The following is a 26,175-nucleotide window of genomic DNA, read 5'->3' on the forward strand; positions in this document are numbered from 1 at the left end:
ACAATCAAAATATGAAACTTTTAAAAGAACTCGAAGAACTTGTAGCCCAACAAGTAATTACCCAAGAAGTAGCTGATCATATTCGATTATATATACAAGAACGGAAAAGAACTTCTACCTCTCACAAACTTTTAATAATTTTTGGCGTGTTGGGAGCTAGTTTGATTGGTTTAGGAATCATCGTGCTTTTAGCTCATAATTGGGATGAACTTCCTCGATGGATTAAAACTCTTTTTTCTTTTCTCCCCTTATTGGTAGGACAAATAGGTTGCGGTTACTTGCTATTTAAGAAAGGTATTAATTCTTGGTACGCTGAAGCTGTTGCCGTTTTTACAAGTCTTGCTATAGGAGCAGCTATTGCCATGATACATCAGGTATATAATCTGCCTGAAAGCTCTTTTGCTGACTTTCTATCGCTTTGGATATTTTTAGCTCTTCCCACCCTTTATCTGATGCGCTCACGAGCTACAGCTATTTTATGTTATATAGGTATAGGAACACTTTGCCTACTTGGAATGGACAGAGAATGGTTTACCTTTTTCTCCTCCCTCATTGCCTTTGTTTTAGTACTTCCTTTTTATCTTTGGCATTTAAAGCATAAGGCATCCAACTATATTACAGGAATATTACACGGACTTACTGCTCTCTTCATAGGTATAGCTCTTTGCTCCTTTTTAGATAATATTAAATTTAAAGATGATTATGCTACCTGCTTGGTGTTCCTCTCAGGAGCCTTTCTTATCATAGGAAAGTACTTACAATCACATATTTACTACAATGCTTACAAAGTATTAGCTATCCTTTGCTTAGTTATCTGCTTCTTTGTCAAAGAAGCACTATATGTGCATCATCCACCTCAATCTTTACTCCCTTCTTTGCTCCTTTTTGCTTTCATTTATATCCCTTTACTTATAAAGTATTATCTCTTAGATAAAAGGGAAAAAATTCTTGATCTTATCATTTTTTATCCAATAGTGTATATGATTCTTGCTTTCATAAGACTTCCTTACCTATATGACTTAGCAATCCTTGTCATCGGAAGTTACTATTTATGGAAAGGATTTAAGAGCGAACGTACTCTCTTAGTTAATTTTGGGCTTTTAACTATTTCAGTTCAAGTTACCTATCGTTTTTTTGATTCTTCTCTTTCCTTTGTAATCAAAGGAATCGTCTTTATCATCTTAGGATTAAGCTTTTTTGTTGTAAATTACCTCATTCTAAAACAGAAAAAAAATGCGTAAAAAATATCTTATTATAGCCTTTGCTCTCATGATATTAGCACAATTATCATTCCCCTTGAAAATGATTATAGAAAGAGAAATCATCTTACATAAAGGAGAGACTTTCCTTTTCAAGATTGAACCTATTGATCCTTATGATGCCTTTCGTGGGCGATACGTATGGATAAACTATAAAAACCTCAATGTAGATTTACCTTCTTATATGCAAAATGAATATTACAAAATTAATGACCTCTATATAACTCTTAAAAAAGATAGTGTAGGAGTAGTCATTTACGATAAAGTAATTGATACAAAGCCTACAAATACAGATATCTATATAAAAGTAAAAACAGATGGAATCCTCACTGATGGAGGTAAAGTACGAATTGAAATGCCAGATAATCGTTATTATATGAATGAGAATAAAGCTCCTATTGCTGATACATTACTTAAAAATGCTTATGCACAGATCGTTGTTTACAAGGGACAAATGGTGCTCAAGGGCATCTTGGTTGACGGTATGTCTATAGAAAAATATATAGACCAATTAGCAAAAAACAAATCCTATTAAAATACACTTTACTATATGAAAGATTTCTACTTAGAAAGACTCAAACAAGAAATATTTACTAAAAAATCCTTTCTTTGTATAGGTTTAGATGTGGATTTAAATAAAATTCCTCCTTTTCTATTAAGAGAAATGGATCCTATTTTTGCTTTCAATAAAGCCATTATTGATGCTACTCACTTATACGCAATCGCTTACAAACCTAATATTGCTTTCTATGAAGCTTATGGAGAGAAAGGATGGCAATCCTTAAGGAAGACTATCAATTATTTGAATGAATACTATCCCAATATCTTTACCATTGCCGATGCCAAACGAGGAGACATAGGCAATACAGCTACAATGTATGCCAAAGCATTTTTCGATGACTTACAGTTCGATAGTATAACTGTAGCCCCTTATATGGGACAGGATTCAGTAGAGCCCTTCCTTGCTTTTAAGAATAAAATAACTATTCTCTTAGTATTAACATCTAACAAAGGAGCCTTTGATTTTCAAACACTTTCCTGCGAGGGTATACCACTATACAAGAAAGTACTTACTATCTCGCAACAATGGGAGAATGCTCAAAACCTTATGTATGTAGTAGGAGCTACCAAGATAGAATATTTATCTGAAATTCGAAAAATTATCCCTAATTCTTTTCTGCTTGTTCCAGGAATAGGTGCACAAGGAGGAAACCTCAGAGAGGTATGCAAGTATGGTATGAATGAGTCTGTGGGGCTTATCATCAATTCTTCAAGAGCTATCATCTATGCTTCACAAGGGGAGAACTTTGCTGAGAAAGCTCATGAAGAAGCTCAAAAAATACAGAAAGAAATGAACTCTATCATTCAATTAAAATTTCAATAGATATGACTTTTTCTGAAGAAAATTACCTAAAAATCATCTATCACCTTAGTCATGAAGAGAATATGGAGGTAACTACTAACGCTATTGCAGAAGCCATGCAAACCAAAGCTTCTTCTGTTACTGATATGCTAAAAAAACTCCACGAAAAAGGCTGGGTAGAACACAAGCGATATCAAGGTGTATCCCTCACTGAAAAAGGGAAAAAAAATGCTCTTTTTGTCATACGGAAACATCGTCTTTGGGAAGTATTCTTAGCTGAAAAACTTCATTTTTCTTGGGAAGAAATTCATGAAATAGCAGAACAATTAGAACATATCCAATCCGATAAACTTATAGAAAAATTAGATAAATTTCTTCTTTACCCCGAAAAAGATCCTCATGGAGATCCCATCCCAGATAAATTCGGTAATGTTCCTCAATTTAAGAGTGAGCTCCTCAGCCTACTCAAAAAAGGAGAAAGTGGTCATTGTGTGGGAGTAAAAAATACTTCCAGGGAATTCTTACAATACCTTAATAAAATAGAAATTTCCATAGGAAAAGAAATAAATGTTTTAGACATTCAACCCTTTGATAATTCTCTTGAAATCCAATTAGATGGAAAAATATTCAATATTTCTTCCATTATAGCCGAAAACATCTATGTTAAAAAAAACAAATAAGTCCGATTTTATTTTTTTGTTTCTGAAAAAAAACTACTTTTGCCCTTATTTTATAAGCAAAATGTCTCGAAAAAAAATTTATTTTATTATTGCTTTTAGCTTAATGGCTATTCTTGTAGGTGGTTACTTTTGGTTCGCTTATAACAAAGAGTATCATTTTAAAAATCAAGAAATTATATTAAATGACTGTGATGGAGAGGATTGTGCAGAAGTTTCTATCAATTACATGTTCTGTGAAAGTCCTAAAGCATTTGCCAAAATATTCAATGATTCCATTCAAAGGCAATTAGTTAAGATGCTTACTGCAAAAGATACCCTTATGGATATAGAAGAAGCAGGAAAACTTTTTCTAACACAGTATAGATCTGATAAACAACAATTCGAAGGAATATCTCCTTATCAAATTGAAGTGGTGGATACTATCATTTACCAAAGTGATGTCTTAATATCTTTACAAAGATTTGGTTATGAGTATCTTGGGGGTGCTCATCCTGTAGGATGGACTACTTTTATGAACTTTAAGCCCACAGGAGCTTTTTACTCTCAAGAGGAACTTTTTACAGATAAAGAAAAGGTATTAGCTTTAGCTGAAAAACACTTTAGAGAAACTTTTAACTTATCTAAGAACCAAGAATTTAGTGATGGAGGATTCATCTTTGAAAATGATATCTTTTCTCTCCCAAAGAATATTGGGTTTGATAAGGATAATCTTATTCTTTTATACAACCCATATGAAATAGCTCCTTATAGTACAGGAATCTTAGAGGTTAAAATTCCTTTGTCTGAAGTCAGTCCTTGGCTATCCTTCAAATTAAATGATGCTAAAAGAAAATGACCCCAATTCGAAAAATTTATTACCTGAGTAGCTGCGACACTTGCAAACGTATCCTCCATGAAATACGTCCCTTAGATAGCTTCATTTTTCAAGATATAAAGGAAGACCCTATCAGTGAAGCAGACCTAGAAATTCTAAAAAATATAACTGGAAAATATGAACTTCTTTTCAATAAAAGGTCTAAACTATATAAAGAACGACTACTAAATGAAAAAATTCTTTCAGAGGAGGACTACAAAAATCTTATTCTAGAACATTATACCTTCTTAAAGCGTCCTATTGTATTGATAGAAGATAGAGTATTCTTAGGAAATGCAACTAAAATTATAAAGGAGACCCGTAAACATTTATAAATTTCCTCACTTATTTATTAGTAAAACAAAAATAAAAATGAATGATATTACTCAATTGAATATCCCTACCACTAATTTGCCACGTATTGTTGTCATTGGTGCAGGATTTGGAGGAATTAATATTGTCAAGAAACTGAATTTTTCCAAAATGCAGGTAGTGCTTATCAATAAAACTAATTATCACACTTTTCAACCTCTACTCTACCAAGTAGCCACTGCAGGTTTGGAACCTGATTCTATTGCCTATTCTGTACGATCTATTTTCAAAAAGGAGCCTAATTTTCACTTTCGTATTACTGAGGTAAAGCATATTTATCCTGATAAAAAAAGTATTTTAACGGATTTAGGAGAACTCTCTTATGATTACTTAGTTATTGCTACCGGTTCTCAAACAAACTTCTACGGTAATGCTAACATCCAGAAGTATGCAATGCCTATGAAGACTGTTCCTGAAGCAGTAGATATGCGTAGCTTAGTTATTCAAAACTTAGAAGCGGCTATCCTTACTAATAACTTAGAGGAACGTAATAGTCTCATGAACTTTGTAATTGTAGGAGGAGGTCCTACAGGAGTGGAACTTGCAGGTGCTTTTGCTGAACTTAAAAAGCACATCCTTCCCACAGACTATCCGGACTTGGATATTCGTAAAATGAATGTAAATTTGATTCAAGCAGATTCTCGTTTACTAATTGGCATGGGGGAGAAATCAAGTGAAAAGGCTAAAGAATATCTTGAAAAGATGGGTGTTTCCATTTGGTTCAATACTTTTGTAAAGGATTATGATGGAGAGAATGTAGTTACCAATACTCATAATTTCCAAGCCTACACCCTTATCTGGACAGCAGGAGTAAAAGGCAATCTTATAGAGGGACTTTCTCAAGAAAGTATTATAGGTGGACGTTATGCTGTCAATGAATTCAATCAAGTAAAAGGTTATGACAATATATTTGCTATAGGAGATATAGCCTGCATGGCTAATGAAAAACAACCCAAAGGACATCCTATGGTAGCCCAACCCGCTATTCAACAAGGGAAATTATTAGCTAAAAACCTAAAAAGGATTTTCTGCAATAAAGCTATGATACCTTTTAACTATTTTGACAAAGGTTCTATGGCAACCGTAGGACGCAATAAAGCTGTAGTAGAGCTCAGGGGAATGCGCTTTTCTGGATGGTTCGCCTGGATATTATGGATTACCGTCCATCTGGCTTTTCTTGTGGGATTTCGTAATAAAATGGTTACCCTTTCAAACTGGATTGTCCAATATTTTCAGTACAATAAGGGGGTAAGATTAATTATCCGTCCTTTTAAGACTGCCTACGAAATAGAGCAGGAAAAAAAGAAACACCATATTCACAAAGAAACTTTATAAATATAGATAGTTATAACTTTACTTAAAGGCTGATTTCTAAGGATTTCAGTCCTTTTTATTTAAATTATATTTCTATTTGTAAAGATTTTTTATATATAATGACATTTCTCTTGTTTATTAAAAAAATATAAGTATCTTTGCCGCAAAATTTAAATACTAATATTTTAAAATTATCGAACAATGAAAAAGATTATGTTTTCAGCATGCACCCTATGGTGTATTGCTACTTTTGCTCAAGAACAAGAAGGAAATGCCTCAGCTACTGGAAATGGGAATGAAACTACAACTGAGAGCAATTGGACTCGTGCAGGAATTGTTTCCCTACTTTTCAATCAAACCGCTTTCAACCATGATTGGACAGGAGGAGGTACCAATAATTATGGGGGAAACCTAAACCTTTCTTATGATGCTAATTATAAAAAAGGACTCTGGGCTTGGGATAATAAGCTCCTTGTTGATTATGGTCTTACTAAAGTAGATGGGGACGCCTTTTCTAAGAAAACCAGTGACCGATTTGCAATTACTTCCTTATTAGGAGCTCAAATTAAGGAAGATTCTCAATGGTACTACTCTTTCTTTGTTAATTTCCAGACTCAATTGGACAAAGGTTATAAATATGGAACTGACTCTCAAGGGAATCAAACCCGAACAGAAACTACTCGGTTTATGGCTCCTGGATACCTTTCTTTTGGTCCTGGTATGCTTTGGAAGAAAAATGATAATCTTAAGGTAAATATTGCTCCCGCTACCTCAAGGCTTATCTTTACTGCGAAAAAATTTACAGAGACAGGAGCTCATTTCGGAGTAGAACAAGGGAAGACTTCTCGTTATGAATTTGGTGCTGCCCTAAATGGATATGCTAAATTTGATGTTTTTGAGAATATCACTCTTGAAAATACACTTAACCTCTATAGTAACTACCTTGACAAGCCAGGAAATATTGACATAGATTATACTTTCAATCTAATGATGAAAGTTAATGACTATATTTCTACTAACTTAATATTCCAAACTATCTATGATGATGATGCTGCTAAAGCATTCCAGGTAAGGGAGGCTTTCGGAGCAGGATTTACTTATAAGTTCTAATATAATTCTGAAAAGGAGAGGCTGTCCGAAAAGTTTTTGGATAGCCTTTCTCTAGGAAGATAGAGGCTACCTAATGTATATTCAATTGGTAACTGCAATTTTATAGGTATTTATAAGATAAATACAATTTATCAAACAAAAAAGGAAAGAAACAAAAAAGTCTTTTTCCTTTGAAAAAAAATGCTTTTTTTGTTGAATAAAACCAAATAGATAATGAAATATGAACATTTAATTCGGGAGTAAAGGTATGAAACAGGAGCATATCTTGTAAACGGAATGAAACAGAAATTTAAAGCAGAAGAGCTCAATATTTCTTCCAGTACAGCAGAGAGAAAAAGCAAAATAGTTTCCCAAAAGGAACTTATAATGCGCAAAGAGCACAAGAATTAACCAATGAACGGAAAGAACGTTTCTGTAAAAATGAGTGCTTTACAGCCATTGTAGGGACTTTTATAGAAGAGAAAATGATATAAGAAATGGTCTGCTCAGCAGATTTTGTAGGTTATTGTAAAAAAGAGAGGATTACTATGGTTAATATAGAGCGAATCTATCTGCATATACGTGAAGACAAGAGTAAAGGGAGAGATTTATATAAATATACACAGCATCATTTAAAACATAGGAAGAGAGGTCTACATAAGAAAAGAAGTAAAATAGTGAAAAAAGATCTATAGAAAAATGTCTTGCCATTTTGAATCAAAATACTGAATTTGATCATTGGAAGATAGATTTAATGGTAGAAGGCAGGTAATAAAAGGGCTATTTCGACTTTAGTAGAAATAAAAACTAAAATGTTGTTTATAAGTAGATTGCTTTAAGGAAAAAAGCTAACCCTTTGCTAATGCGGTAATAGAAATACTGTTACTTTATAAGGCTTTTGTCAAGACTATTACCAGAGATAATGGGAAGAAATTTCCTGAATTTAGCATCATAGAGAAGAAATTAGATTTAAGATTCTATTTTACTCATTCATATAGTTTTTCGGAGAGGGGGCTCAGTGAACATAGCAATAGAAATATACATCAATATATACCTAAGAATACTGATTTTAAATGAATTACAGATAATTATATAAAGCAAATATAATATAAAATTAATAATCAAGAGAAGTTTTAGGATTTGAAAAACCAAAGGATTTATTTTATAAATTTGTAAGCTAAAAAATTGCAATTGCACTTGTAGGTTGAATTGGTAATACTAAATTTTCTCCATTATTATTTTGTAAATAATAAAAAAGGTTGTAAATTTGCACCCGCAAACTAAAACGGCGAGGTAGCTCAGTTGGTTAGAGCGTTGGATTCATAACCCAAAGGTCACGGGTTCAAATCCCGTCTTCGCTACTCTTTCGGTGTAACTAATTATAAACAAATTAATTACACCGATTTTCCTTTAATAGCTGGGTCAGTTTTGGGACTTTTTTCCTGTACTCAAGGAAGAAGCGTCCTAAATAAAAAAATGCCTGAGAACAAGCAATTTACTTCTACACATAAGATATATGTGGATTACAAGCCCGCAGAACTACAAAAGGGCGAAAATCAAGAATGGCGTATCGTCTTTTACGCTAAAGTTCCTGCTAAAAACGAAAAGAAACGTTTTCGTAAGCGTATGTCTCCAATGACACCTAACCGTGATCGTGAGAAGTACGCTAAACGAATGATAGCCACTATCAATCAAAAGTTAGAAAGTGGATGGTCGCCCTTCTATGACGATCCAAATGTCCGTTACAAATCATTAGACTATTGTGCTGACTTATTCCTATCTATGCAGTAGAAGGGAGTTTCGGACGGGGTGAAGCGTGCGGATACCATTAGAGCTTATAAATCTTTCTTAGAACTATTCAAAAAGTATATTGAGAACAAAAAGATTCCTATTAAGTTTGTAGTGAAAATAGATGTCTTTATGATACAAAACTATTTAGATTACTTGTACTACGAGAGAAAGAATAGCTCCAGCACTTATAATAATCATTTGCGCTTTCTTAATACCTTTCTGCTATGGTGCAAAAGCAAGAACTTTATTCCTGCCAATCCGCTGAGCATATCAAAGCAAAGACAAAAACACAGAAAAAGCGTGAAGTTACTTACTCCACAAGTGAAAGACAAGGTGAAAAAACTGCACAATACTCATTTTCATTTCTATGTATTGTGTATGCTGACTTATTACTGCTTTATCCGCCGCACGGAGCTAACCAAGCTAAAAGTGAGCGATGTAAATCTTAGCGGTGGATATATCATTATTAGTGGAGAGAACTCCAAAAACCGCAAGACGGAAAGCGTTACCATACCGAGCAACCTTCTGCCTGACTTAGCGCAACACTTGATAACTGCCCATAATAGTGATTACCTCTTTAGCCAAAACAATTATAAACCAGGAAAGAAAGCCTTCACTCCTAAGAAGATTTCCGATGAGTGGGCAAAGTTTCGTAAGGAAGGAAAATTTGATAGTAAGTTTCAGTTTTATTCTCTCAAGGATACAGGGATTACGGACCTACTCAATAGCAGTATGCCTGCTATCAAGGTCAGGGATCAAGCCCGACACTATGATTTAAAGATGACCGAAAGCTACATAGCCGGAAACAAGTTTGCCGATGAAATGGTTAAAAACGTCTCTTTTTTTAGTTATTTCAGAGTGTTTGGAATGTGTTTTTTTGTGTGTTTTCTGTGCAAGTCCTTTTTTAAAGGATAATTAATTGAATATCAGTGTAGATTGCTACACATAAACTGCACACAAAAAATAATTTTGTACATAAACTTACCTTTTTGCACATAAATTTTTTCTTTTTGGGTACGGGTGTGAGGGTGTATAAGAAAGAAACCTCCTCAGAACGGACGTTCTTAGAGGAGGTAAAAAAGATAAAAAATATCTGAATTTATGCGTTTCTATGCCAGAAGGTATAACCAACCAAAGAGGTAATAACGAGTTTCGGTATACTGGAGCTCTCCAGCAGTGCCTAAGTGGTAAAATATCTTTGTTCTCATAGCAGCAGGGCAAAATATTTAACAATCGCTTTTTTGCTGGAAAAGAGTTCTTGTTCTTCTAAGTTGATAAAAGTAGTCCTCAAGCCAGTGCCTGAAAAGTCAATCTTTTTTACTTCAACGGCATAAATGATAAGCTCCTTAGCCTGATCATCTTCAGGATCTCGCCTAAGAAGCCCATCTCGTTTGTATTCTTTAGTGATTTTTACGCCTTGAATGGTTTCGTTAATGATTTTTCCTTTGTGAATGAAGAAAATACTTTCGTTAAGTTCAAATTTTGTTCTGAATTCCATAGTTTTACAATTTTTTGTTAGTGAAATAGGGATTAAGTGTCTCCAAAAACTTGTTTAGGTAGTAGCTCCCTTGACTACCTCGCTGGGGATCGGCTCTTCGCTTTTGCTGTCCGATAACACCATAAAGGTAAGGGAGATTTCATTGTTGTAGGCACGCATAGAGTGGGCAAAGGATTCCACGTCAAAGCAGTAAGTGCTGGAGCTACTGTGATTCACCACAGCGGGGTTGGTTTCTTGTCTTAACATAGTATATAAAAATAAGGTATCCGTGAGAAGGTGTTGTCTTACCAAGTATTAATGCATTAGTTGAGGCTGTCCGAAAAGGGAACCTCTTTTCACTCTCCAAAGGCTCTTCGGATAAGGGCATCGGGGGTAGGCTCTTTTCCACGAAAGCGTTTGTAAAGGGTCATTTCCTTCTCACTACTACCTTTGCTGAGTACTTCTCTGCGGAAACGAGTAGCTACCTCAGTATTAAAAATACCTGCTTCTTTAAAGACTTCAAAAGCATCAGCATCTAGCACTTCCGACCATTTGTAACTATAATATCCTGCGCTATAGCCTCCACTAAAAATATGTGAAAAGGCGGGCGAAATACACATCGCTTCCACAGTTGGATAGAGTTGGGTTTCTTTGGTAACTGTTTGTTCGAAAGTACGAACATCTTCAAGGCGTTCCAAATGAGGGTAGGTATGCCACGTCATATCTAAGAATCCGAAATTTAACTGACGCACACTTAAAAGTCCTTCCATAAAAACACCGGCTTCTTTTATTTTCTGTACCCATTCTATGGGTAAAGGCTCACCTGTTTGATAATGTGTTGCAAAAAGGCGCAAGGTTTCTTCTTCATAACACCAATTTTCCATCAGCTGACTGGGAAGTTCTACAAAGTCGCGGGCTACATTAGTACCGCTTAGAGAAGGATACGTAACCTTAGAAAGCATACCGTGAAGAGCGTGCCCAAACTCGTGAAAGAGAGTTGTCAGTTCGTTGAAGGTGAGCAAGGAAGGAGCCGAAGCAGTAGGGCGCGTGAAGTTACACACTATGGAAATATGTGGACGCGAATCCTTCCCCTCAGTATCAGTGTATTGCTCTTTGTAAGAGGTCATCCACGCACCATTGCGTTTGCCTGTACGTGGAAAGAAATCGGTGTAGAAAAGGGCGAGATAATCTCCTTTATCATCGGTTACTTTGTAGGTTTGTACTTCGGGGTGATACTTTTCTACCTCATCGGTAAGGGTGAAGTGCAAACCGTAGAGCTTATGTGCTACTGCAAACATTCCTTCCACTGCTTTATCCAAAGATAAGTAGGGTTTTAATAGAGAATCATCTATTTGATAGCGCTGTTGTTTCAATTTTTCGGCATAATAAGCAAAATCCCATTGCTGAAAGTCATCAAGTCCTGAAAAGGCTTTTAGCTCTTCTAATTCTTTGATTGCTTGCGGTTTGGCTTTAGCTAAAAGTTTATTCAAGAAATCCATTACCTTTTCTGATGTTTCTGCCATACGCTCTTCTAATACCAAAGAGGCATAATCGGGATAACCCAATAGTGAGGCGCGTTGGGCACGTAACTCAGCGATACGCAACACATTGGCTTCGTTATTATAAGCACTATCACCTGCACAACGGCTATGATAGTCAATAAAAAGTTTACGGCGCAACTCACGGTTATTAGCATATTTCATCACGGCGGTATAGACAGGCAGGTCGAGGGTAATCACCCAGCCTTCTTTATGACGTTTTTTTGCTTCGGTAGCGAGCATCTCTAATACAAAGTCGGGCAGACCGCTGAGCTCTTCTTTATGGGTAATCACCCATTGGTAATGCTGTGTTTCAGCCAATACATTTTCTGAAAACTTCAGTTTGAGGCGCGCTAATTCCTTGTCAATTCTGCGCAAATGCTCTTTATCATTCGATGATAAATTTGCACCATTGCGAGTAAAACTCTTGTAAGTCTTTTCAAGTAGAGTATGTTGTTCTGGTGAAGCGGAAAGGTAATTGCGGGTTTTGTAAACTGCTTCAACACGTTTAAAAAGTGCTTCGTTCAAACGGATATCGTTGCTGTAATCGGTGAGCAGAGGCGAGATGCGTTGAGCTTCTGCTTGCAGGGTTTCGTTAGTTTCGGCACTGTTCAAGTTGAAGAACATCGCCGTAAGTCGGTCGAGTTCTAATCCCACATAAGCCAAAGGCTGTATTGTATTCATATAGGTAGGCACTTCTGGATTATGAGCAATAGTATCGATTTCTTTGAGGTTTTTGGCAATAGTTTTTTGGATGGCTGGTAGATAGTCGGTAGGAGCAAAGCGCGAAAAGGGCGCAGATTCATAAATAGTATCAAACATAACAGTGACTTTTTAGTTTTGAGTTTCTTGTGTTAAGCTATAAATTCTTTTTGGCAAGAGAACTTTAAGAATAAAGAAATTATGCAGAGATAAGAAAATAGAGATGCAATAATTTACATCTCTTAAGTAAAAAATAGTTATTTAATAGTTGTTGGTTGTCAGCAATGAAAAGTAAAAAACTTTAAATCTTAGGACTAAAAATTCTCCTCATTATCATCAGGAGTAATACCTGCATAACCCTTCATAATACCGTGCTGGGATTTACGAACAAATTGTAAGATTTCATCTCTTTCTAAAGTAGCTTCCATTTCAGCTTCTATATAATCTAAGGCGTGAGAAGTGCTGAGTTTCTTTTGGAAGAGAACACGATAGATATTCTGAATTTCACGAATTTTTTCGGTGGAGAAGCCTCGACGGTGTAGCCCAATAGAGTTGACTCCTACATAAGAGAGTGGGTTACGGGCGGCTTTGACATACGGAGGAACATCTTTACCTACTAAGGAGCCCCCAGTAACAAAAGCATAGCTTCCGATAGAGCAGAACTGATATACAGCCGTCATACCTGCCATCACGGCACAATCACCCACAGTAACATGCCCCGCGAGGGTGGTACCATTGGAGAAAATGCAATTGTCCCCAACAATACAATCATGTGCGATGTGGGAGTAGGCCATAATAAGACAATTATTACCCACAACAGTACGCATACGATCCACTGTTCCTTTGTTAATCGTAACACACTCTCGAATAGTGGTGTTGTTCCCAATAAGGGTAGTGGTTTCTTCCCCTTTGTACTTGAGGTCTTGGGGAATTGCTGAGATGACTGCACCAGGAAAAATTTTACAATTTTTTCCTATACGAGCCCCTTCCATGATAGTTACATTAGGTCCTATCCAAGTGCCTTCTCCTATTTCTACATTCTTACATATAGTAGTAAAAGGCTCCACTACTACATTTTGAGCAATTTTGGCTTCGGGGTGTATATTGACTAAGGGATACATCATAAGTTATTGTTGATTATCGTCTCTTTTTACTATTTTAGCCATAAGTTCTCCTTCGGTTACTAATTTGCCATTTGCATAAGCATAGCCTTGCATGTGACAAATACCTCTACGGATAGGAGTGAGCAGTTCTAACTTGAAGATAAGAGTATCGCCAGGAAGTACAGGATTTTTGAATTTGACATTGTCAATCTTCATAAAGTAAGTCAAGTAGTTTTCAGGGTCGGGTACAGTACTGAGAATTAGTACACCCCCAGCCTGTGCCATGGCTTCTATTTGTAGAACACCAGGCATTACAGGAGCTCCAGGAAAATGACCAACAAAGAAAGGCTCATTCATAGTTATGTTCTTGGTAGCAATTACATGCTTGTCAGAAAGTTCAAATACTTTATCCACCAAAAGCATAGGGGGACGGTGGGGAAGGAGCTTCATAATACCCACGGTATCAATCAGAGGAACTTGGTTAATATCCACTTTAGGAATATCATTTTTGCGTTCATTGGCGATGATTTTTGAGAGTTTCTTAGCGAACTGTGTATTAGTAAAATGTCCTGGTTTGTTAGCTATTACTTTTCCACGGATATGAACTCCTACAAGAGCTAGGTCTCCTACTACGTCCAAAAGTTTATGACGTGCTGCTTCATTGGAGTAGTGGAGAGTGATGTTATCCAGTACACCATTAGGTTTTACAGTAACATTATCTCGGTTAAATACTTTCTTAAGCTTTTCCATTGTTTCAAAGGAGGGCTCTTTATCTACATAGATGATAGCATTGTTAAGATCTCCTCCTTTTATGAGTCCTTTGTCTAGAAGAATCTCTAATTCATGTAAAAAGCTGAAGGTGCGAGCACTAGCTATTTCATTTTTGAATTCAGAAATATTGTTCATATAGGCATTTTGAGTACCTAATATTTTAGTACCAAAATCCACCATGGTGGTAACCTGGTATTCTTCAGCAGGGATAATAGTAATTTCAGAGCCTGTTTCTTCGTTTCTGTAAGAAATGACCTCACGAACAATGTATTCATTACGTTCTGCCTCTTGTGCTATGATACCTACTTTTTCAATAGCCTCCACAAAATATTTAGCAGAGCCATCCATAATAGGAGGTTCAGGAGCATTTAATTCAATGATAACATTATCTAAGTTCATTCCTACTAATGAAGCAAGAATATGCTCACATGTTTGTATTTTTACACCTTTTTTTTCCAGAACAGTACCTCGTTCAGTACTGATTACATAATTTGCATCGGCTTCTATAACAGGATTTCCCTCCAAATCTACCCGCACAAATACATATCCTGTATCTACAGGGGCAGGTTTAAGAGTTAGTGTTACATCTTTTCCAGTGTGTAGCCCTTTTCCTTGTAAAGTAATAGGGCTGGCTAATGTATGTTGTTTCACAAGATATATATTTTAAATTACGTAATTTTAATGTATACTATTTTTCGTCAAGTTTCTTTTCCAATTCATCAATTCTTTTGAGTAATTCAGGTAGTTTCCTAAATACTACATAAGATTTATTGTAATTCATATAAGTAAATGCGGGAGATCCTTGTATGGCTTCATTATCCTTTACATTGCGCCCAATACCTGATTGAGCCTGAATCCTAACATTATTACCAATAGTAAAATGCCCAGCAATACCTACCTGACCACCTATTACACAATGGGAACCAATCTTACTAGAACCCGCTACTCCAGTCTGTGAAGCTATGACTGTATTTTCTCCTATCTCTACATTGTGAGCAATTTGTACTAGATTGTCTATTTTTACACCTTTGCGGATAAGAGTAGAACCCATGGTAGCACGGTCTATAGTGGCATTAGCACCTATTTCTACATTGTCCTCCAACACCACATTCCCTATTTGAGGAATCTTTTTATAGGTACCATCTTCCTGAGGAGCAAAACCAAAACCATCTGCACCAATTACCGCACCTGAATGAAGAATACAGTCCTTTCCTATAAGAGAATCTGCACAAATAGTTACTGCACTGAAGATAATAGTGTTATCAGCGATGGTCACATTATCGCCAATGTTGACATTAGAATATATTTTTACATTGTTCCCTATTTTGCAATGTGCTCCAATATGGGTAAAAGCCCCTATGTACAAATTTTCTCCTAAGGAGGTAGAAGGATCAATAAATACAGGATTTTCTATACCTATTTTTGTAGCAATCCGTATCTGATTATAATATTCAAGTAACTGAGTAAAAGCAGAATAAGGATCAGGAACTCTAATGAGGGTTGATTTGATCTTATGTTCAGGATGAAAGTCATCTTTTACAATCACCACGGAAGCCTCTGTAGTATATATGAAGTGCCGATATTTTGGATTAGATAGAAAAGTAATAGCTCCTTGGCATCCTTCCTCTATTTTGGAAAGCTTATACACTTCTACCTCAGGATTACCAACGAGAGTTCCATTAAGTATTTGGGCAATTTGGCTTGCTTTAATTTTATGTAACATAAAAACTTAAGTTCTTATAAAAGAGACTCCTACTCATAGAGAAAATATTTCCTCACTGAAAAGAGGCTCTTTTTATGGCACAAAAATAAAAAATATAATTTATATAACATGTATTTTTTATATAAATTTCTTCACATTTTTTGATTTTAAAAAAATGCTAAAATAGAAAAATATTTTATATATTTAAAAATCAGACGGATATAGGAGATATTTCCTCCTTATTTTTTTAAAAGTTTCTAGTTCCTTTTGCCAGTTTGCTTTTATTTCTTTTTCGCTTTTATGTTGTAGAAGTTGTTCTCGCAAATTTTTATTACCTGCTAATTTATCAAACAAGGGGTTAAAAAAATTTATCTTTACTTCTGAAGTTTGATGGAATGCCTTGATAAGCCAAGAAAGATTCAGGGAGGACAGGGTAGGGGTATGACTGAGGTCTTCCCCATAACAGGTTTTCCCATTATATTTTGGATTTCTATCTCCTGTGTTTGGATGAGGAACAAAAGTAAAAGCAGTTTTCTCTAAGTAAGGAGAACCATATATTTGAAATTGCCACTGAGTACCTCTCCCCATACTAACATTTGTACCTTCAAAAAAGCATAAACTGGGGTAAAGATTTACAGCTGTTATATTGGGGAGATTAGGTGAGGGAGGAACTGGTAATGGGTAGATAGCGTTTCTATCATAACTTCTTAATGGAATAATTTTTATATTGCAATGGATCCCATTCTTTAGCCATTTTTCTCCATTAATCATTTGGGCATATTCGGCAATAGTCATACCATAAACCACAGGAACAGGATGCATACCTACAAAACTTTTATAGGAATTTTCTAACACAGCTCCATCAATATAATAGCCATTAGGATTAGGACGATCAAGGATTACCAGAGGAATATAGTTTTCTGCACAAGCCTCCATAATGTAATGTAGAGTAGAGATATAAGTATAAAAGCGTGCTCCTACATCTTGTAGGTCAAAGAGCATAACTTCAATTCCTTTGAGTTGTTCTTTGGAAGGCTTTTTGTTTTTCCCATATAGGGAAATGATAGGGAGTTTTGTTTTAGGGTCAATATCATCTTTAATTACTTCTCCAGCATCAGCAGTGCCACGAAACCCATGTTCAGGGGCGAAAACCTTAGTAATATGTATTTTTTTAGACAAGAGAAAATCTACTAAGTGCTCATTTTGAGTAGTTATAATACTATCTTTTTGATAAATTATTTTCTGGATGATACTTGTGTGGTTGGTAACAACTCCTACACGTTTCCCTGTAAGCATAGGCAGATATTGGTAATATTGGCTTGCCCCTGTACCTACATACTCATATTTCTTAATAGAAATATTTTGTGAAGAAAGTCGTCCAAAAATGCTTATAAATAATAAAAAAAGTGTAATTTTGCTCATTCTAAATTGCGTTTTTTATTTTGAATCTTGAATTTTTTATTGCTAATCGTCTTGTGAGAGATTCGGGGAACAAAAGTAATATTTCTTCTCCAATTATCAAAATTGCTATTAGTGCCATCGCTCTAGGGGTGGTGATGATACTTATTGCTATAGCTACAGGACGAGGCTTACAGGAGCGTATTCGGCAGAAGATAGCATCACTTAATGGGCATATCCAGATTTTTAATTATGACACTAATCGATCGGAAGTTTCAATAATTCCCATTTCTACGGAGGAAGATTTCTATAGGGATCCTCATTTTTTTAATCAGGAAGAGAAAAAAGTACTTCATATCCAATCGGTAATTACAAAAGGGGGAATTATTCGTACAGAGAAAACATTTGAGGGTATTATAGCCAAGGGGGTAGGGAAGGATTTTGATTGGCAATATATGAAAGAATATCTAAAGAAAGGAAAACTCCCTAATTTTTCATTAGATACCATTAGTAATGAGGTGCTTATATCTGAATACTTAGCGAATCGATTAGAACTTTCAGTGGGGGATATCTGTAATACTTTTTTTCTTCGTGAGGATAATATAAGTATCCCTAATCAACGAAATTTTAGAATAGTAGGGATATATTCTTCTGGCTTTCAACAATTTGATGAAACTTATATTTTAGTGGATATTCGTCAATTACAAAAAATAAATAAATGGACTTCTAATCAGACGGGACTTTTTGAAGTCTTTATTAAAGATTTTGATCAAATGTCCTCTGTGGGAGAGTATGTTTATAATCATATTCCAGCAGAGTATGATTCACAAACTATTGCACAGAAGTATCCTACTATTTTTGATTGGTTTCATACTTTTGATCTTAATATTATTATTATTATTAGTATTATGGTAATTGTAGGTGGGGTAAATATGATTACTGCTATTTTAGTCCTAATATTAGAGCGTACTCCTATGATTGGTATCCTCAAGGCTCTTGGGGCAACTAATTGGAATATCCGTAAGATATTTCTATATAATGCTGCTTATCTTATTGGTTTAGGATTATTCTGGGGAAATATAATAGGTATGGTTTTGCTTCTTATTCAATACTATTTTTCTCCACTGAAACTTGATCCTTCTATTTATTATGTTTCAGAAGTACCTATATATTTGCACGTAAGTTATGTTGTAGTGCTCAATATAGGAATCCTTGTTATTTGTCTTTTGATGCTTTTGATCCCTTCTTATATAGTGAGTAAGATCTCTCCTATTAAAGCTATGAAATTTGAATAACCTAATAATGTATTATATATGATTTCTGTTTATAAGCTAAAACCTAAATTTCAGCAGCTATTACACCCTCTGTTGGTATGGTTATACAAAAGGAAAGTTACGGCTAACCAGATTACCATAGTAGCAATTATGTTTTCCTTGGGGATTGGTATCCTCTTTTGGGAGGCATCGGTGATACCTCTTTTCTATTTGGTGCTGCCAATAGGGCTATTGATTAGGATGGTGCTCAATGCTCTTGACGGAATGATGGCGCGAGAGTTTGGACAAACTACCCGTCTGGGGGAAATTCTTAACGAGGTGGGTGATGTGCTCTCTGATGTGTTTATCTCCTTCCCTTTGTTAAAATACCACCCCAAGAGCCTTTACTTAGTGGTGACTTTTATCGTACTTAGTGTGCTCAATGAGTATGCTGGTATTATGGGCAAGGTATTAGGGGGACAAAGACGCTACGAGGGTCCTATGGGCAAGAGCGATCGTGCGCTGCTGATGGGTATCTATGGACTATTAGCCTACTTAGGAGTGGAGATACATGCTTATTCCCAGGTAATTTTTGCCATAGTAATCGTCTTACTTCTTGTAAGTACTTTTATTCGCTTAAAAAAAGGTTTTTATGGCACTCCATAACAAATATGCCGATGTGCCTCTTCGCATCAGAAGTTGGGGAGTGATTATCTGCGTTTTTGCAGTGGCTATTTTCCACCCTTATGCCATGTGCCTCTTTACCTTATGGGTGAGCTTCCAAGCCCTTACGGAACTGGGCAGACTTTTTGGCTTCAATTCTACCTATTGGCGTATTGCCATTCCCTTGCTACAAGGACTCTTACTATGGGGCTGTCCCAACTACTCCGCCTACATGATAGGTGTTTGTACCTTAGTAGGGGTAACCCTTATCCTGAGCCTTTGTCTACGGAAAATACCCTTAGGTTTGCCTCTTTCCTTGCTAATCGTTTTAGTAGCCTATCCTCATTTGACTTTCTTACGTATGGAGCCACAAGGGGTACAGTGGGTGATTTTCTTGGTGGTGGTAACCGAACTTAATGATATCTTCCAATACCTCACAGGCAAGAGTTTAGGCAATCGAAAGATCTTACCCAAGACAAGCCCTAATAAGACCATAGAAGGTTTTGTAGGAGGACTACTACTCACGCCGCTACTAAGTATGGGCTTAGGTCGCTTATTAGATCTTCCTATTGCACTGCACACTTTAGCATTGTTAGGACTAACCCTTAGCTTCCTCGGCTTCTGGGGAGATGTATGTTTTTCCTACTTCAAGCGACGGGTAGGGGTAAAAGACACAAGTACCCTTATTCCCGGTCATGGTGGGCTCTTAGACCGTATAGATAGCCTATTGTTCAATTGTATTTGGTTTTACCTATGGATACGATGAAGCCTTTTTTCCGCAGTCTGCTCTTCTCAGGAGGGGGTACCCGCTTTGCTCTCTATAACGGTATGTATGCCGCGTTGTGTGCTATTGGCAAAACTCCAGAGCTACTGATTGCCTCCTGCGGAGGTGCCTTTGCTGCTTTGATAATCAATGCTTTTCCTACTGACAGAGAACGCAAAGCCTATCTGCAGTCAAAGGAGTTTTACTGCTTTATCCAAAGTCTGTCTCTTACTCCTTATTGTAAGCTACATCACTTAGGACTTTTAGCACTGCAAAAGCGATATGATAGGCGTCGAGCACCTTTTGTAGAAGACGTATACCAGCGTTATTTGGTAGAAATGTCTCAAGACCTTTCTGCACTACTCCCTTCTTTGGCTGAGATATCTTTTTCAGCTACTTTGCCTACTATTATCATAGGAGCAAAGATGCTATTTGCACCTCATGAGTGTGGCAAACCCAGGAGTGAGCGAAAGCTCTACCAGGAAGTGCTCTTTACCGACTTCAGTACCGCTCAAAAGATACCGCTTTCTGGCATACAGCATACCGAATCAAACTATATTCATTCAGCAGTAGCCCCTGACATGCTACTCAATACCGAAATGTCTATGCTCAAGGCTGCCCGTATTTCCATCTCAGATATGTTTTATGTGCCGCCTGTTGCTTATCAAGGAGCATATTACGCAGGTGGAGCTATTGATCTGATACCCATGGAATTGGCTGATACTCTTTCAACACAGGTGATTGCCGAGCAAAAACAGATCTATTCCCCTACCGAAGAGGCTTTGGTACGTGCCGTCTTAGGCTTTAGTGGCAATGAGCGGTTAGCTTCTGTGGCATCTTATTCTGCTCAATGGGTAGATACACGTGGGGCAATTACCTCTCTAAAAGGTTTTTATTCTGAAAAATATATGGATTGGAAACGCTTTAGTATAAATATTCGCTTTCCCAAAAACTACCCAACATACCAACAACAGATAGACCAGCAATGGGACTATGGTTATCAAACTATTCTTAACACTTTTAGCGCATGAATGTATTTATTATAGGCGGCACCTCAGGAATAGGTCTTGCCTTGGCCTACTTCTATCAACAAAACGGTCATCGTGTAGGGATCTGTGGCAGAGACCTCAGGAAACTCACCTGCGAATCACCTTTTGAGAAATATAAGGTCAATGTCATAGATAAAGAACTGTTAGCTAGTACTATACGTCAGTTTGTGGGTACTGGTACCTTATCCCTGCTTATCAATTGCGCTGGTAGCTATGCTGAAGATGTGGTAGAGGAGATTTCCTACAATGATGCGGTAATGATGCTACAAACCAATATCATAGGTGCTATCAATACCTTAGAGATAGGACGTGAACTTATGGCCTGTAGCGGTGGACAGATTGCTCTACTAGCTTCTATCTCAGGGATTTTGGACTATCCTCAGTCTAGCCTATATACCAAAACCAAGCGCAGTGTATTGCAAATAGCCGATGCCTATAGCCGTGCTCTACGTCCATTAGACATTCATATCACTGCTATTGCTCCAGGATATGTAGCTACTCAAAAGCTATACGAGCTAAACCAAAACAACCTTTCTAAAAAGCCTTTTTTGGTTAGTGAGGCTAGAGCTGTGGTTGAAATTAGTGAGGCTATTGCCCAAAAGAAAGCGTTACACTTATTTCCTACTCGTATGAAGTGGCTTATGCGACTGCTTTCCTCTTTGCCCAAACCTTTGTTATCACTATTTATGTATAGAAAAGCCAAATGGATGCAAAACAACTAACTTTTCGTCATAGGATTATAGCATTAATTCTCTGTAGTGTTGTCTTTCTTATAGTATATAGTTTTTGTGGGACTTATACAGGAAGACTCTCGTATGTACCCTCTATTACTTTCTTTTTTGAAAAAGAAATTCCTTTTGTCCCTCTCTTTATATTTCCTTATATGAGTAGTGGAATCTTCTTTATTTGGGTGTTTTTTTGGGTAAGAAATGAGGAACAATTAAGAATACTTACTTACAGAATACTTTTTATTATTTTAGTGGCAGGAGGATGTTATTTGCTCTTCCCTTTACACTTTTCTTTTGAAAAACCATCAGTGAATGTTCCTCTCTTTCGTATTTTTTTTGAGGAACTCAAAAAAATAGATACCCCCTTTAATCAAGCACCCTCTTTACATGTAGCTTTTGCATTGATTTTTTGGCAAGAAGGAAAAAAATATTTTACAGGAATAAAAAAATATTTCTTATTTTTATGGCTGCTTATGCTCATACTTTCTACATTATTGGTGTATCAACATCATTTGATAGATATATTCTCAGGAGCCTTACTGGCAATACTTAGTTTTTTGATAATAAAGAGGTAATTCTTTAGAATAGGAAGTACCTCTTAGAATTATTTTATGAATAGAGGTTATTCAATAGCTTTTATTTTTTCCTTATATTTCTCCCAAATGGGTGCATCTTTATAATTTATTATCTTATTAGCAGGAACATAAATAGTCTCTAAAGAAGGACAATCTTTAAAAATTCCTTCTTCATCCAAACTAATTCCTTCTATTGAGGGAGGTTCTTGAGCAAGGATAGTGATTGTTTTCAGGTTAGAGCAATAAGAAAAAGCATCTCTGAAAATAATATTGACAGATTTTGGAAGTGTGATGGTTTCAATAGCGCAATTATAAAAAGCTTCAGCATTAACTTTTTCAAGCCTTTCGTTCAAAAGAATTCTTTTTAATTTAGAATTTTCTTTAAAAGCCTGTGCTTCAATCTCTCGTATGTTTTCTCCTATAATTATTGATTCTAAACTTTTACATTCTCCGAAACAGTCAGCAGCTATTTTTTCTACAGCTCTTAGTTCAGGAATTGTATTCATGTTTATTTTTTTTGCCTTAGTATTATCCCATTTAAGTAGGCTTTTCTTATCATCACTTAGTGTGTAATCAGTATCTCTTTCTTCGGAATTTAGATTCAAAAAATCGGCATTCCAACCTTTGTTAGTTTTAGGTCCATAAAGCCTTTTATTGAGAATATCAATATAAAAATCTCCTTCTTGACCTATTTTATTATTGGGAGCGTCTTTTCCGGAATATAGTCTGGCGCCACCTTGTTGTTCTTTTTGTTCTCCATCTTTCCCTTTTTCTCCTTTAGCACCAGGCTCTCCCTTTTCTCCTTTGGTACCTTTTTCTCCTTTCTCACCTTTAGCACCAGGCTCTCCCTTTTCTCCTTTGGTACCTTTTTCTCCTTTCTCACCTTTAGCACCAGGCTCTCCCTTTTCTCCTTTGGCACCTTTTTCTCCTTTCTCACCTTTAGCACCAGGTTCTCCCTTTTCTCCTTTGGTACCTTTTTCTCCTTTCTCACCTTTAGCACCAGGTTCTCCTTTCTCCCCTTTAGTGCCAGGTTCTCCTTTGTCTCCCTGTGAACCTTTTAAATTGATAGGAGATCCCCAACCTTGGGCTGTTTTGGCTCCATATAGTTGAGAAGAAACGAGATCTAAATAGTAATCTCCTATATTACCTATAGTATTACTTGGACTTCCTTTCCCTGAGTGAATAATACTTCCTTTCTGTACCTCTACTCGTTCAATAACGGTTTCTTTCTGGCAACTGATAGCCACTAAAATACAAACTGCTGCAAAAACTAAATTTTTCATAGCTGTGATAATTAGATTTAGATAAAGTATGTTTTAATAATAAAGTAAATTCTCTTAGAGGATACAAAGTTAAGAAATAATTGGTAAATATTCTATATTTCTTTTAAAATTCTTATAATAAATAATTTTTTATATAATTATTTTATATTTTATTTTTTGAGTTCTATTAAAAAATATTGATTATCAATGTGTTTGGTTGATAATGGATTGTTCTTGTGTCAACTTATATGGCTCAAAAATTTATGAGAGAATATAATTCTTACTGCTTTTTGTAATAATGAAAAAGAATTCGGTATAAGCAATGGCAACTGCTTACACCGAATTTATATATCATATAATCATGTATAGATTTTTACTCTATGAATATTCTCTTTATCCTACGAGAAAGAGAAGTAACAAGTTCGTAGGAAATGGTCTGTGCTGTTTCGGCTAAAGTTTCACTAGTATGTCGTTCATCAAAGATAATAACTTCATCACCTTCATCACAGTCCAGTCCTGTGATATCAGTCATAATCATGTCCATACATACATTTCCCACAATAGGGCATTTCTTGTCCTTGATAAAGACAAAACCTACTCCTTTACCATAAATACGGTTCAACCCATCAGCATGACCTACCGAAATGGTGGCTATTTTCATCGCTTTAGGGGCTTGGAAACCAAAATTATATCCTACATAGTCTCCTGCTTGAATATGATGTATCTGAGAGATAATACTTTTTAGGATAGTTATAGGTTTAAAATCCTTCTGTAGACGGGTATCATTAGCAAATCCATACATACCTATTCCACTTCTTACCATATCAAAATGTGCTTCAGGATAGTTCAGTATGCCTGAAGTATTACAATTGTGATAAATAATCTTATGGGAAAAATGCGTTTCTAATTTCTTCTGAAAATCCTTGAAGATAGAGATCTGCTTCTCCATGAAAGACCGTGCCTCAAGGTCTTCAGAAGCTAATAAATGAGAGAAAGCTGTCTTTACTTTTATATTATTTTGCTTTTTGATAATTTCACAAATGTCATCTATTTCTTCCACAGAAAAACCTAAACGATTCATTCCTGAATTACATTTTATATGAAAAGGATATTCATATAGATTTTTTTTCTTAGCAAAATCAATAAAATGGATAATGAGTCTTTTAGAATACAAAGTAGGTTCTAAGTTATAATGAATAATATCCTCAAAATCTATTAGTTGAGGATGAAAAATAAGAATAGGTTTAGTAACTCCTGCCTTGCGCAATTCTATACCTTCACTGGTAAAGGCAACTGCGAAATAGTCGGCTAAGTTTTTCTTTTCTAAATATTTAGCAATGGCAATAGAACTATTTCCATAGGAATTGGCTTTAACTACAGCCAAAAATTGTGTATCAGCTTTTAAATATTTTTTAAGTTGAAGTACATTGTGTTGGAGGTTATCTAATCGAATCTCCAAAGTAGTTTCTTGTACTGACATTTTTTTATTAAGATTGTTTTTTATTTTTTATATATGAATATAAGAGATACCCTAAAATGACCAATACGACAAAAGGCAAAAGGCTCCCTATGAGTACTCCAATGGCATACATATTATCAGGAGCATTAGCTATTTTTTCTTGTATCTCACTTATATTTTGTTGTAAAGAAAGAGAAATCATTTATTTTTTGATTTTAATTTATCTTTAGTATATTCAGACAGAGCTAATTTTCCGGATATTTGAGCATTATCAAAAAGTAGAGATCCCCATGAGGGAGTATCTTTCCAAAGAATCTTCTTGATTTCCATAAGAGCGTCTAAAGGATAAGAAGTGAGATCCTGTACAAAGTACCCAATTTCTTTATCCATTTCAGGGATATTCTCAAATACACGTGCATAAAGTCCTTTTTCTTTTGCCCAATAAGCATTTTTCCATTGATTAGGAGTAAAAGAAAGTTCAGAGAGTGCATTTACCCCCATTTTTCTCTCAATAGCAGGAGCAATAACAAAGGGACCTATTCCAATACTTAATTCTGGTAGGCGAATACTAGCTTGCTCTGTAGCAAACACATAATCACATGTAGCAAGGATACCTATCCCTCCGCCAACGGCTTTTCCCTGAGCTCTTCCAATGATAGGTTTTGAACAATTACGGATGGCATTAAGTACGCTTGCAAATCCACTAAAGAAAATTTTACCACTTTCTAAAGAATCTACCTTTACTAATTCATAAAAAGAGGCACCTGCGCAGAAGGTTTTCTCGCCTGCACTTTTAAGCAAGATAATTTTTACAGACTTATCAACTGACAAATTATTAAGCTCCTTAACCAAACGGTGGAGTAAATCTATAGAGAGAGCATTAGCTTGCTCACTGGAGAATTCTATAGTGGCAACACTTTCTTCAATAGTTGTATATACGTAGTTCATTTTGGTAGAAGGTCATTTTATAGTTAACTTATCTATAATAAATTCATTGTTTATTACTTACAA

Annotated in this window: 27 protein-coding genes and 1 tRNA gene; 17 read left to right on the forward strand and 11 right to left on the reverse strand. The window is 35.8% G+C overall.

What is annotated here, in order from left to right:
* The first annotated feature begins 11 nt into the window (after positions 1-11).
* The 11 genes from HMPREF9071_RS04360 (at position 12) to HMPREF9071_RS04410 (ending at position 9,636) form a co-directional block, all read left to right on the forward strand.
* Positions 12-1,241, forward strand: coding sequence for a DUF2157 domain-containing protein (locus tag HMPREF9071_RS04360; protein ID WP_009745364.1), 1,230 nt, complete (start codon positions 12-14; stop codon positions 1,239-1,241).
* On the forward strand, positions 1,234-1,794 hold the full coding sequence (locus HMPREF9071_RS04365) for a GDYXXLXY domain-containing protein (protein ID WP_009745365.1): 561 nt from the start codon (positions 1,234-1,236) through the stop codon (positions 1,792-1,794). The genes HMPREF9071_RS04360 and HMPREF9071_RS04365 overlap by 8 nt, the downstream gene beginning before the upstream one ends.
* Before the next feature lie 15 nt (positions 1,795-1,809).
* Entirely contained in the window at positions 1,810-2,643 is an 834-nt protein-coding gene (gene pyrF / locus HMPREF9071_RS04370; protein WP_009745366.1) for an orotidine-5'-phosphate decarboxylase, read from the forward strand.
* A gap of 2 nt (positions 2,644-2,645) precedes the next feature.
* Positions 2,646-3,302 carry a metal-dependent transcriptional regulator gene (locus tag HMPREF9071_RS04375; RefSeq protein ID WP_009745367.1) on the forward strand — a complete coding sequence of 219 codons (657 nt, stop codon included), beginning with the start codon at positions 2,646-2,648 and terminating at the stop codon, positions 3,300-3,302.
* Between the two features lie 61 nt (positions 3,303-3,363).
* Positions 3,364-4,137 (forward strand): DUF3298 and DUF4163 domain-containing protein, encoded by a 774-nt coding sequence (locus HMPREF9071_RS04380; protein WP_040358015.1) that lies wholly within the window; start codon positions 3,364-3,366, stop codon positions 4,135-4,137.
* A complete protein-coding gene (locus HMPREF9071_RS04385) occupies positions 4,134-4,490 on the forward strand; it encodes an arsenate reductase family protein (protein WP_009745369.1) in 357 nt (118 codons plus the stop codon). The genes HMPREF9071_RS04380 and HMPREF9071_RS04385 overlap by 4 nt, the downstream gene beginning before the upstream one ends.
* Before the next feature lie 37 nt (positions 4,491-4,527).
* Positions 4,528-5,862 (forward strand): NAD(P)/FAD-dependent oxidoreductase, encoded by a 1,335-nt coding sequence (locus HMPREF9071_RS04390; RefSeq protein WP_009745370.1) that lies wholly within the window; start codon positions 4,528-4,530, stop codon positions 5,860-5,862.
* A gap of 180 nt (positions 5,863-6,042) precedes the next feature.
* Positions 6,043-6,951: a DUF3078 domain-containing protein gene (locus tag HMPREF9071_RS04395; protein WP_009745371.1), complete on the forward strand. Its 909-nt coding sequence runs from the start codon at positions 6,043-6,045 to the stop codon at positions 6,949-6,951.
* Between the two features lie 1,266 nt (positions 6,952-8,217).
* Positions 8,218-8,291: transfer RNA gene (locus HMPREF9071_RS04400), tRNA-Met, on the forward strand.
* Between the two features lie 115 nt (positions 8,292-8,406).
* Entirely contained in the window at positions 8,407-8,721 is a 315-nt protein-coding gene (locus HMPREF9071_RS11950) for a hypothetical protein (protein WP_009745374.1), read from the forward strand.
* 18 nt (positions 8,722-8,739) lie between these two features.
* Positions 8,740-9,636: a site-specific integrase gene (locus HMPREF9071_RS04410; protein WP_009745375.1), complete on the forward strand. Its 897-nt coding sequence runs from the start codon at positions 8,740-8,742 to the stop codon at positions 9,634-9,636.
* Between the two features lie 289 nt (positions 9,637-9,925).
* Here the strand turns inward: HMPREF9071_RS04410 and HMPREF9071_RS04415 are convergent, their stop codons facing one another.
* From HMPREF9071_RS04415 to HMPREF9071_RS04445, 7 genes are all read right to left on the reverse strand, one after another.
* Positions 9,926-10,219, reverse strand: a complete 294-nt coding sequence (locus tag HMPREF9071_RS04415; protein WP_009745376.1) for a hypothetical protein — start codon at positions 10,217-10,219, stop codon at positions 9,926-9,928.
* A 54-nt stretch (positions 10,220-10,273) separates the two neighbouring features.
* Positions 10,274-10,465: a hypothetical protein gene (locus HMPREF9071_RS04420; RefSeq protein ID WP_162859669.1), complete on the reverse strand. Its 192-nt coding sequence runs from the start codon at positions 10,463-10,465 to the stop codon at positions 10,274-10,276.
* A gap of 89 nt (positions 10,466-10,554) precedes the next feature.
* A complete protein-coding gene (locus HMPREF9071_RS04425) occupies positions 10,555-12,558 on the reverse strand; it encodes a M3 family metallopeptidase (protein ID WP_009745378.1) in 2,004 nt (667 codons plus the stop codon).
* 194 nt (positions 12,559-12,752) lie between these two features.
* Positions 12,753-13,562: an acyl-ACP--UDP-N-acetylglucosamine O-acyltransferase gene (gene lpxA / locus HMPREF9071_RS04430; RefSeq protein WP_009745379.1), complete on the reverse strand. Its 810-nt coding sequence runs from the start codon at positions 13,560-13,562 to the stop codon at positions 12,753-12,755.
* Positions 13,563-13,565: 3 nt separating this feature from the next.
* Complete coding sequence (locus HMPREF9071_RS04435; RefSeq protein WP_009745380.1) at positions 13,566-14,963, reverse strand: bifunctional UDP-3-O-[3-hydroxymyristoyl] N-acetylglucosamine deacetylase/3-hydroxyacyl-ACP dehydratase; 1,398 nt, start codon at positions 14,961-14,963, stop codon at positions 13,566-13,568.
* A 37-nt stretch (positions 14,964-15,000) separates the two neighbouring features.
* The gene (gene lpxD / locus HMPREF9071_RS04440; protein WP_009745381.1) at positions 15,001-16,035 is read right to left on the reverse strand and encodes a UDP-3-O-(3-hydroxymyristoyl)glucosamine N-acyltransferase; all 1,035 of its coding nucleotides are present in this window, start codon (positions 16,033-16,035) and stop codon (positions 15,001-15,003) included.
* Positions 16,036-16,218: 183 nt separating this feature from the next.
* On the reverse strand, positions 16,219-17,436 hold the full coding sequence (locus HMPREF9071_RS04445) for an exo-beta-N-acetylmuramidase NamZ domain-containing protein (protein WP_009745382.1): 1,218 nt from the start codon (positions 17,434-17,436) through the stop codon (positions 16,219-16,221).
* Between the two features lie 20 nt (positions 17,437-17,456).
* On the opposite strand from HMPREF9071_RS04445, the gene HMPREF9071_RS04450 reads away from it, so the two are divergent.
* From HMPREF9071_RS04450 to HMPREF9071_RS04475, 6 genes are read left to right on the forward strand one after another with little or no spacing between them, the layout of a single operon-like run.
* Positions 17,457-18,707, forward strand: coding sequence for an FtsX-like permease family protein (locus tag HMPREF9071_RS04450; protein WP_009745383.1), 1,251 nt, complete (start codon positions 17,457-17,459; stop codon positions 18,705-18,707).
* 18 nt (positions 18,708-18,725) lie between these two features.
* Entirely contained in the window at positions 18,726-19,331 is a 606-nt protein-coding gene (locus HMPREF9071_RS04455) for a CDP-alcohol phosphatidyltransferase family protein (RefSeq protein ID WP_009745384.1), read from the forward strand.
* Positions 19,318-20,094 (forward strand): phosphatidate cytidylyltransferase, encoded by a 777-nt coding sequence (locus HMPREF9071_RS04460; RefSeq protein ID WP_009745385.1) that lies wholly within the window; start codon positions 19,318-19,320, stop codon positions 20,092-20,094. Before HMPREF9071_RS04455 ends, HMPREF9071_RS04460 begins: the two co-directional genes overlap by 14 nt.
* Entirely contained in the window at positions 20,082-21,122 is a 1,041-nt protein-coding gene (locus tag HMPREF9071_RS04465; RefSeq protein ID WP_009745386.1) for a patatin-like phospholipase family protein, read from the forward strand. Before HMPREF9071_RS04460 ends, HMPREF9071_RS04465 begins: the two co-directional genes overlap by 13 nt.
* Complete coding sequence (locus HMPREF9071_RS04470) at positions 21,119-21,862, forward strand: SDR family oxidoreductase (protein ID WP_009745387.1); 744 nt, start codon at positions 21,119-21,121, stop codon at positions 21,860-21,862. Before HMPREF9071_RS04465 ends, HMPREF9071_RS04470 begins: the two co-directional genes overlap by 4 nt.
* Positions 21,844-22,443 (forward strand): phosphatase PAP2 family protein, encoded by a 600-nt coding sequence (locus HMPREF9071_RS04475; protein WP_009745388.1) that lies wholly within the window; start codon positions 21,844-21,846, stop codon positions 22,441-22,443. The genes HMPREF9071_RS04470 and HMPREF9071_RS04475 overlap by 19 nt, the downstream gene beginning before the upstream one ends.
* A gap of 47 nt (positions 22,444-22,490) precedes the next feature.
* Here HMPREF9071_RS04475 and HMPREF9071_RS04480 read toward each other — a convergent pair whose 3' ends face one another.
* The 4 genes from HMPREF9071_RS04480 to HMPREF9071_RS04490 all read right to left on the reverse strand — a co-directional run bounded on the left by HMPREF9071_RS04480 (position 22,491) and on the right by HMPREF9071_RS04490 (position 26,112).
* Positions 22,491-23,726, reverse strand: a complete 1,236-nt coding sequence (locus HMPREF9071_RS04480; RefSeq protein WP_009745389.1) for a leucine-rich repeat protein — start codon at positions 23,724-23,726, stop codon at positions 22,491-22,493.
* A gap of 352 nt (positions 23,727-24,078) precedes the next feature.
* Entirely contained in the window at positions 24,079-25,185 is a 1,107-nt protein-coding gene (gene alr / locus HMPREF9071_RS04485) for an alanine racemase (protein WP_009745390.1), read from the reverse strand.
* 7 nt (positions 25,186-25,192) lie between these two features.
* Positions 25,193-25,366, reverse strand: a complete 174-nt coding sequence (locus tag HMPREF9071_RS12220; RefSeq protein ID WP_009745391.1) for a hypothetical protein — start codon at positions 25,364-25,366, stop codon at positions 25,193-25,195.
* Positions 25,363-26,112, reverse strand: a complete 750-nt coding sequence (locus HMPREF9071_RS04490) for an enoyl-CoA hydratase/isomerase family protein (protein WP_009745392.1) — start codon at positions 26,110-26,112, stop codon at positions 25,363-25,365. Before HMPREF9071_RS04490 ends, HMPREF9071_RS12220 begins: the two co-directional genes overlap by 4 nt.
* Positions 26,113-26,175 lie beyond the last annotated feature (63 nt).

The sequence above is a fragment of the Capnocytophaga sp. oral taxon 338 str. F0234 genome, from assembly GCF_000192225.1.
GTDB lineage: Bacteria > Bacteroidota > Bacteroidia > Flavobacteriales > Flavobacteriaceae > Capnocytophaga.

Coding starts and splice junctions, on each gene's coding strand:
- HMPREF9071_RS04475 (WP_009745388.1), top strand. CDS start 21,844: ATGGATGCAAAACAACTAACTTTTCGTCATAGGATTATAGCATTAATT.
- HMPREF9071_RS04415 (WP_009745376.1), bottom strand. CDS start 10,219: ATGGAATTCAGAACAAAATTTGAACTTAACGAAAGTATTTTCTTCATT.
- lpxA (WP_009745379.1), bottom strand. CDS start 13,562: ATGATGTATCCCTTAGTCAATATACACCCCGAAGCCAAAATTGCTCAA.
- HMPREF9071_RS04445 (WP_009745382.1), bottom strand. CDS start 17,436: ATGAGCAAAATTACACTTTTTTTATTATTTATAAGCATTTTTGGACGA.
- HMPREF9071_RS04470 (WP_009745387.1), top strand. CDS start 21,119: ATGAATGTATTTATTATAGGCGGCACCTCAGGAATAGGTCTTGCCTTG.
- alr (WP_009745390.1), bottom strand. CDS start 25,185: ATGTCAGTACAAGAAACTACTTTGGAGATTCGATTAGATAACCTCCAA.
- lpxD (WP_009745381.1), bottom strand. CDS start 16,035: ATGTTACATAAAATTAAAGCAAGCCAAATTGCCCAAATACTTAATGGA.
- HMPREF9071_RS04480 (WP_009745389.1), bottom strand. CDS start 23,726: ATGAAAAATTTAGTTTTTGCAGCAGTTTGTATTTTAGTGGCTATCAGT.
- HMPREF9071_RS04375 (WP_009745367.1), top strand. CDS start 2,646: ATGACTTTTTCTGAAGAAAATTACCTAAAAATCATCTATCACCTTAGT.
- HMPREF9071_RS04380 (WP_040358015.1), top strand. CDS start 3,364: ATGTCTCGAAAAAAAATTTATTTTATTATTGCTTTTAGCTTAATGGCT.
- HMPREF9071_RS04455 (WP_009745384.1), top strand. CDS start 18,726: ATGATTTCTGTTTATAAGCTAAAACCTAAATTTCAGCAGCTATTACAC.
- HMPREF9071_RS04460 (WP_009745385.1), top strand. CDS start 19,318: ATGGCACTCCATAACAAATATGCCGATGTGCCTCTTCGCATCAGAAGT.
- HMPREF9071_RS04385 (WP_009745369.1), top strand. CDS start 4,134: ATGACCCCAATTCGAAAAATTTATTACCTGAGTAGCTGCGACACTTGC.
- HMPREF9071_RS11950 (WP_009745374.1), top strand. CDS start 8,407: ATGCCTGAGAACAAGCAATTTACTTCTACACATAAGATATATGTGGAT.
- HMPREF9071_RS04395 (WP_009745371.1), top strand. CDS start 6,043: ATGAAAAAGATTATGTTTTCAGCATGCACCCTATGGTGTATTGCTACT.
- HMPREF9071_RS04465 (WP_009745386.1), top strand. CDS start 20,082: ATGGATACGATGAAGCCTTTTTTCCGCAGTCTGCTCTTCTCAGGAGGG.
- HMPREF9071_RS04365 (WP_009745365.1), top strand. CDS start 1,234: ATGCGTAAAAAATATCTTATTATAGCCTTTGCTCTCATGATATTAGCA.
- HMPREF9071_RS04490 (WP_009745392.1), bottom strand. CDS start 26,112: ATGAACTACGTATATACAACTATTGAAGAAAGTGTTGCCACTATAGAA.
- HMPREF9071_RS04425 (WP_009745378.1), bottom strand. CDS start 12,558: ATGTTTGATACTATTTATGAATCTGCGCCCTTTTCGCGCTTTGCTCCT.
- HMPREF9071_RS12220 (WP_009745391.1), bottom strand. CDS start 25,366: ATGATTTCTCTTTCTTTACAACAAAATATAAGTGAGATACAAGAAAAA.
- HMPREF9071_RS04390 (WP_009745370.1), top strand. CDS start 4,528: ATGAATGATATTACTCAATTGAATATCCCTACCACTAATTTGCCACGT.
- HMPREF9071_RS04420 (WP_162859669.1), bottom strand. CDS start 10,465: ATGTTAAGACAAGAAACCAACCCCGCTGTGGTGAATCACAGTAGCTCC.
- HMPREF9071_RS04360 (WP_009745364.1), top strand. CDS start 12: ATGAAACTTTTAAAAGAACTCGAAGAACTTGTAGCCCAACAAGTAATT.
- pyrF (WP_009745366.1), top strand. CDS start 1,810: ATGAAAGATTTCTACTTAGAAAGACTCAAACAAGAAATATTTACTAAA.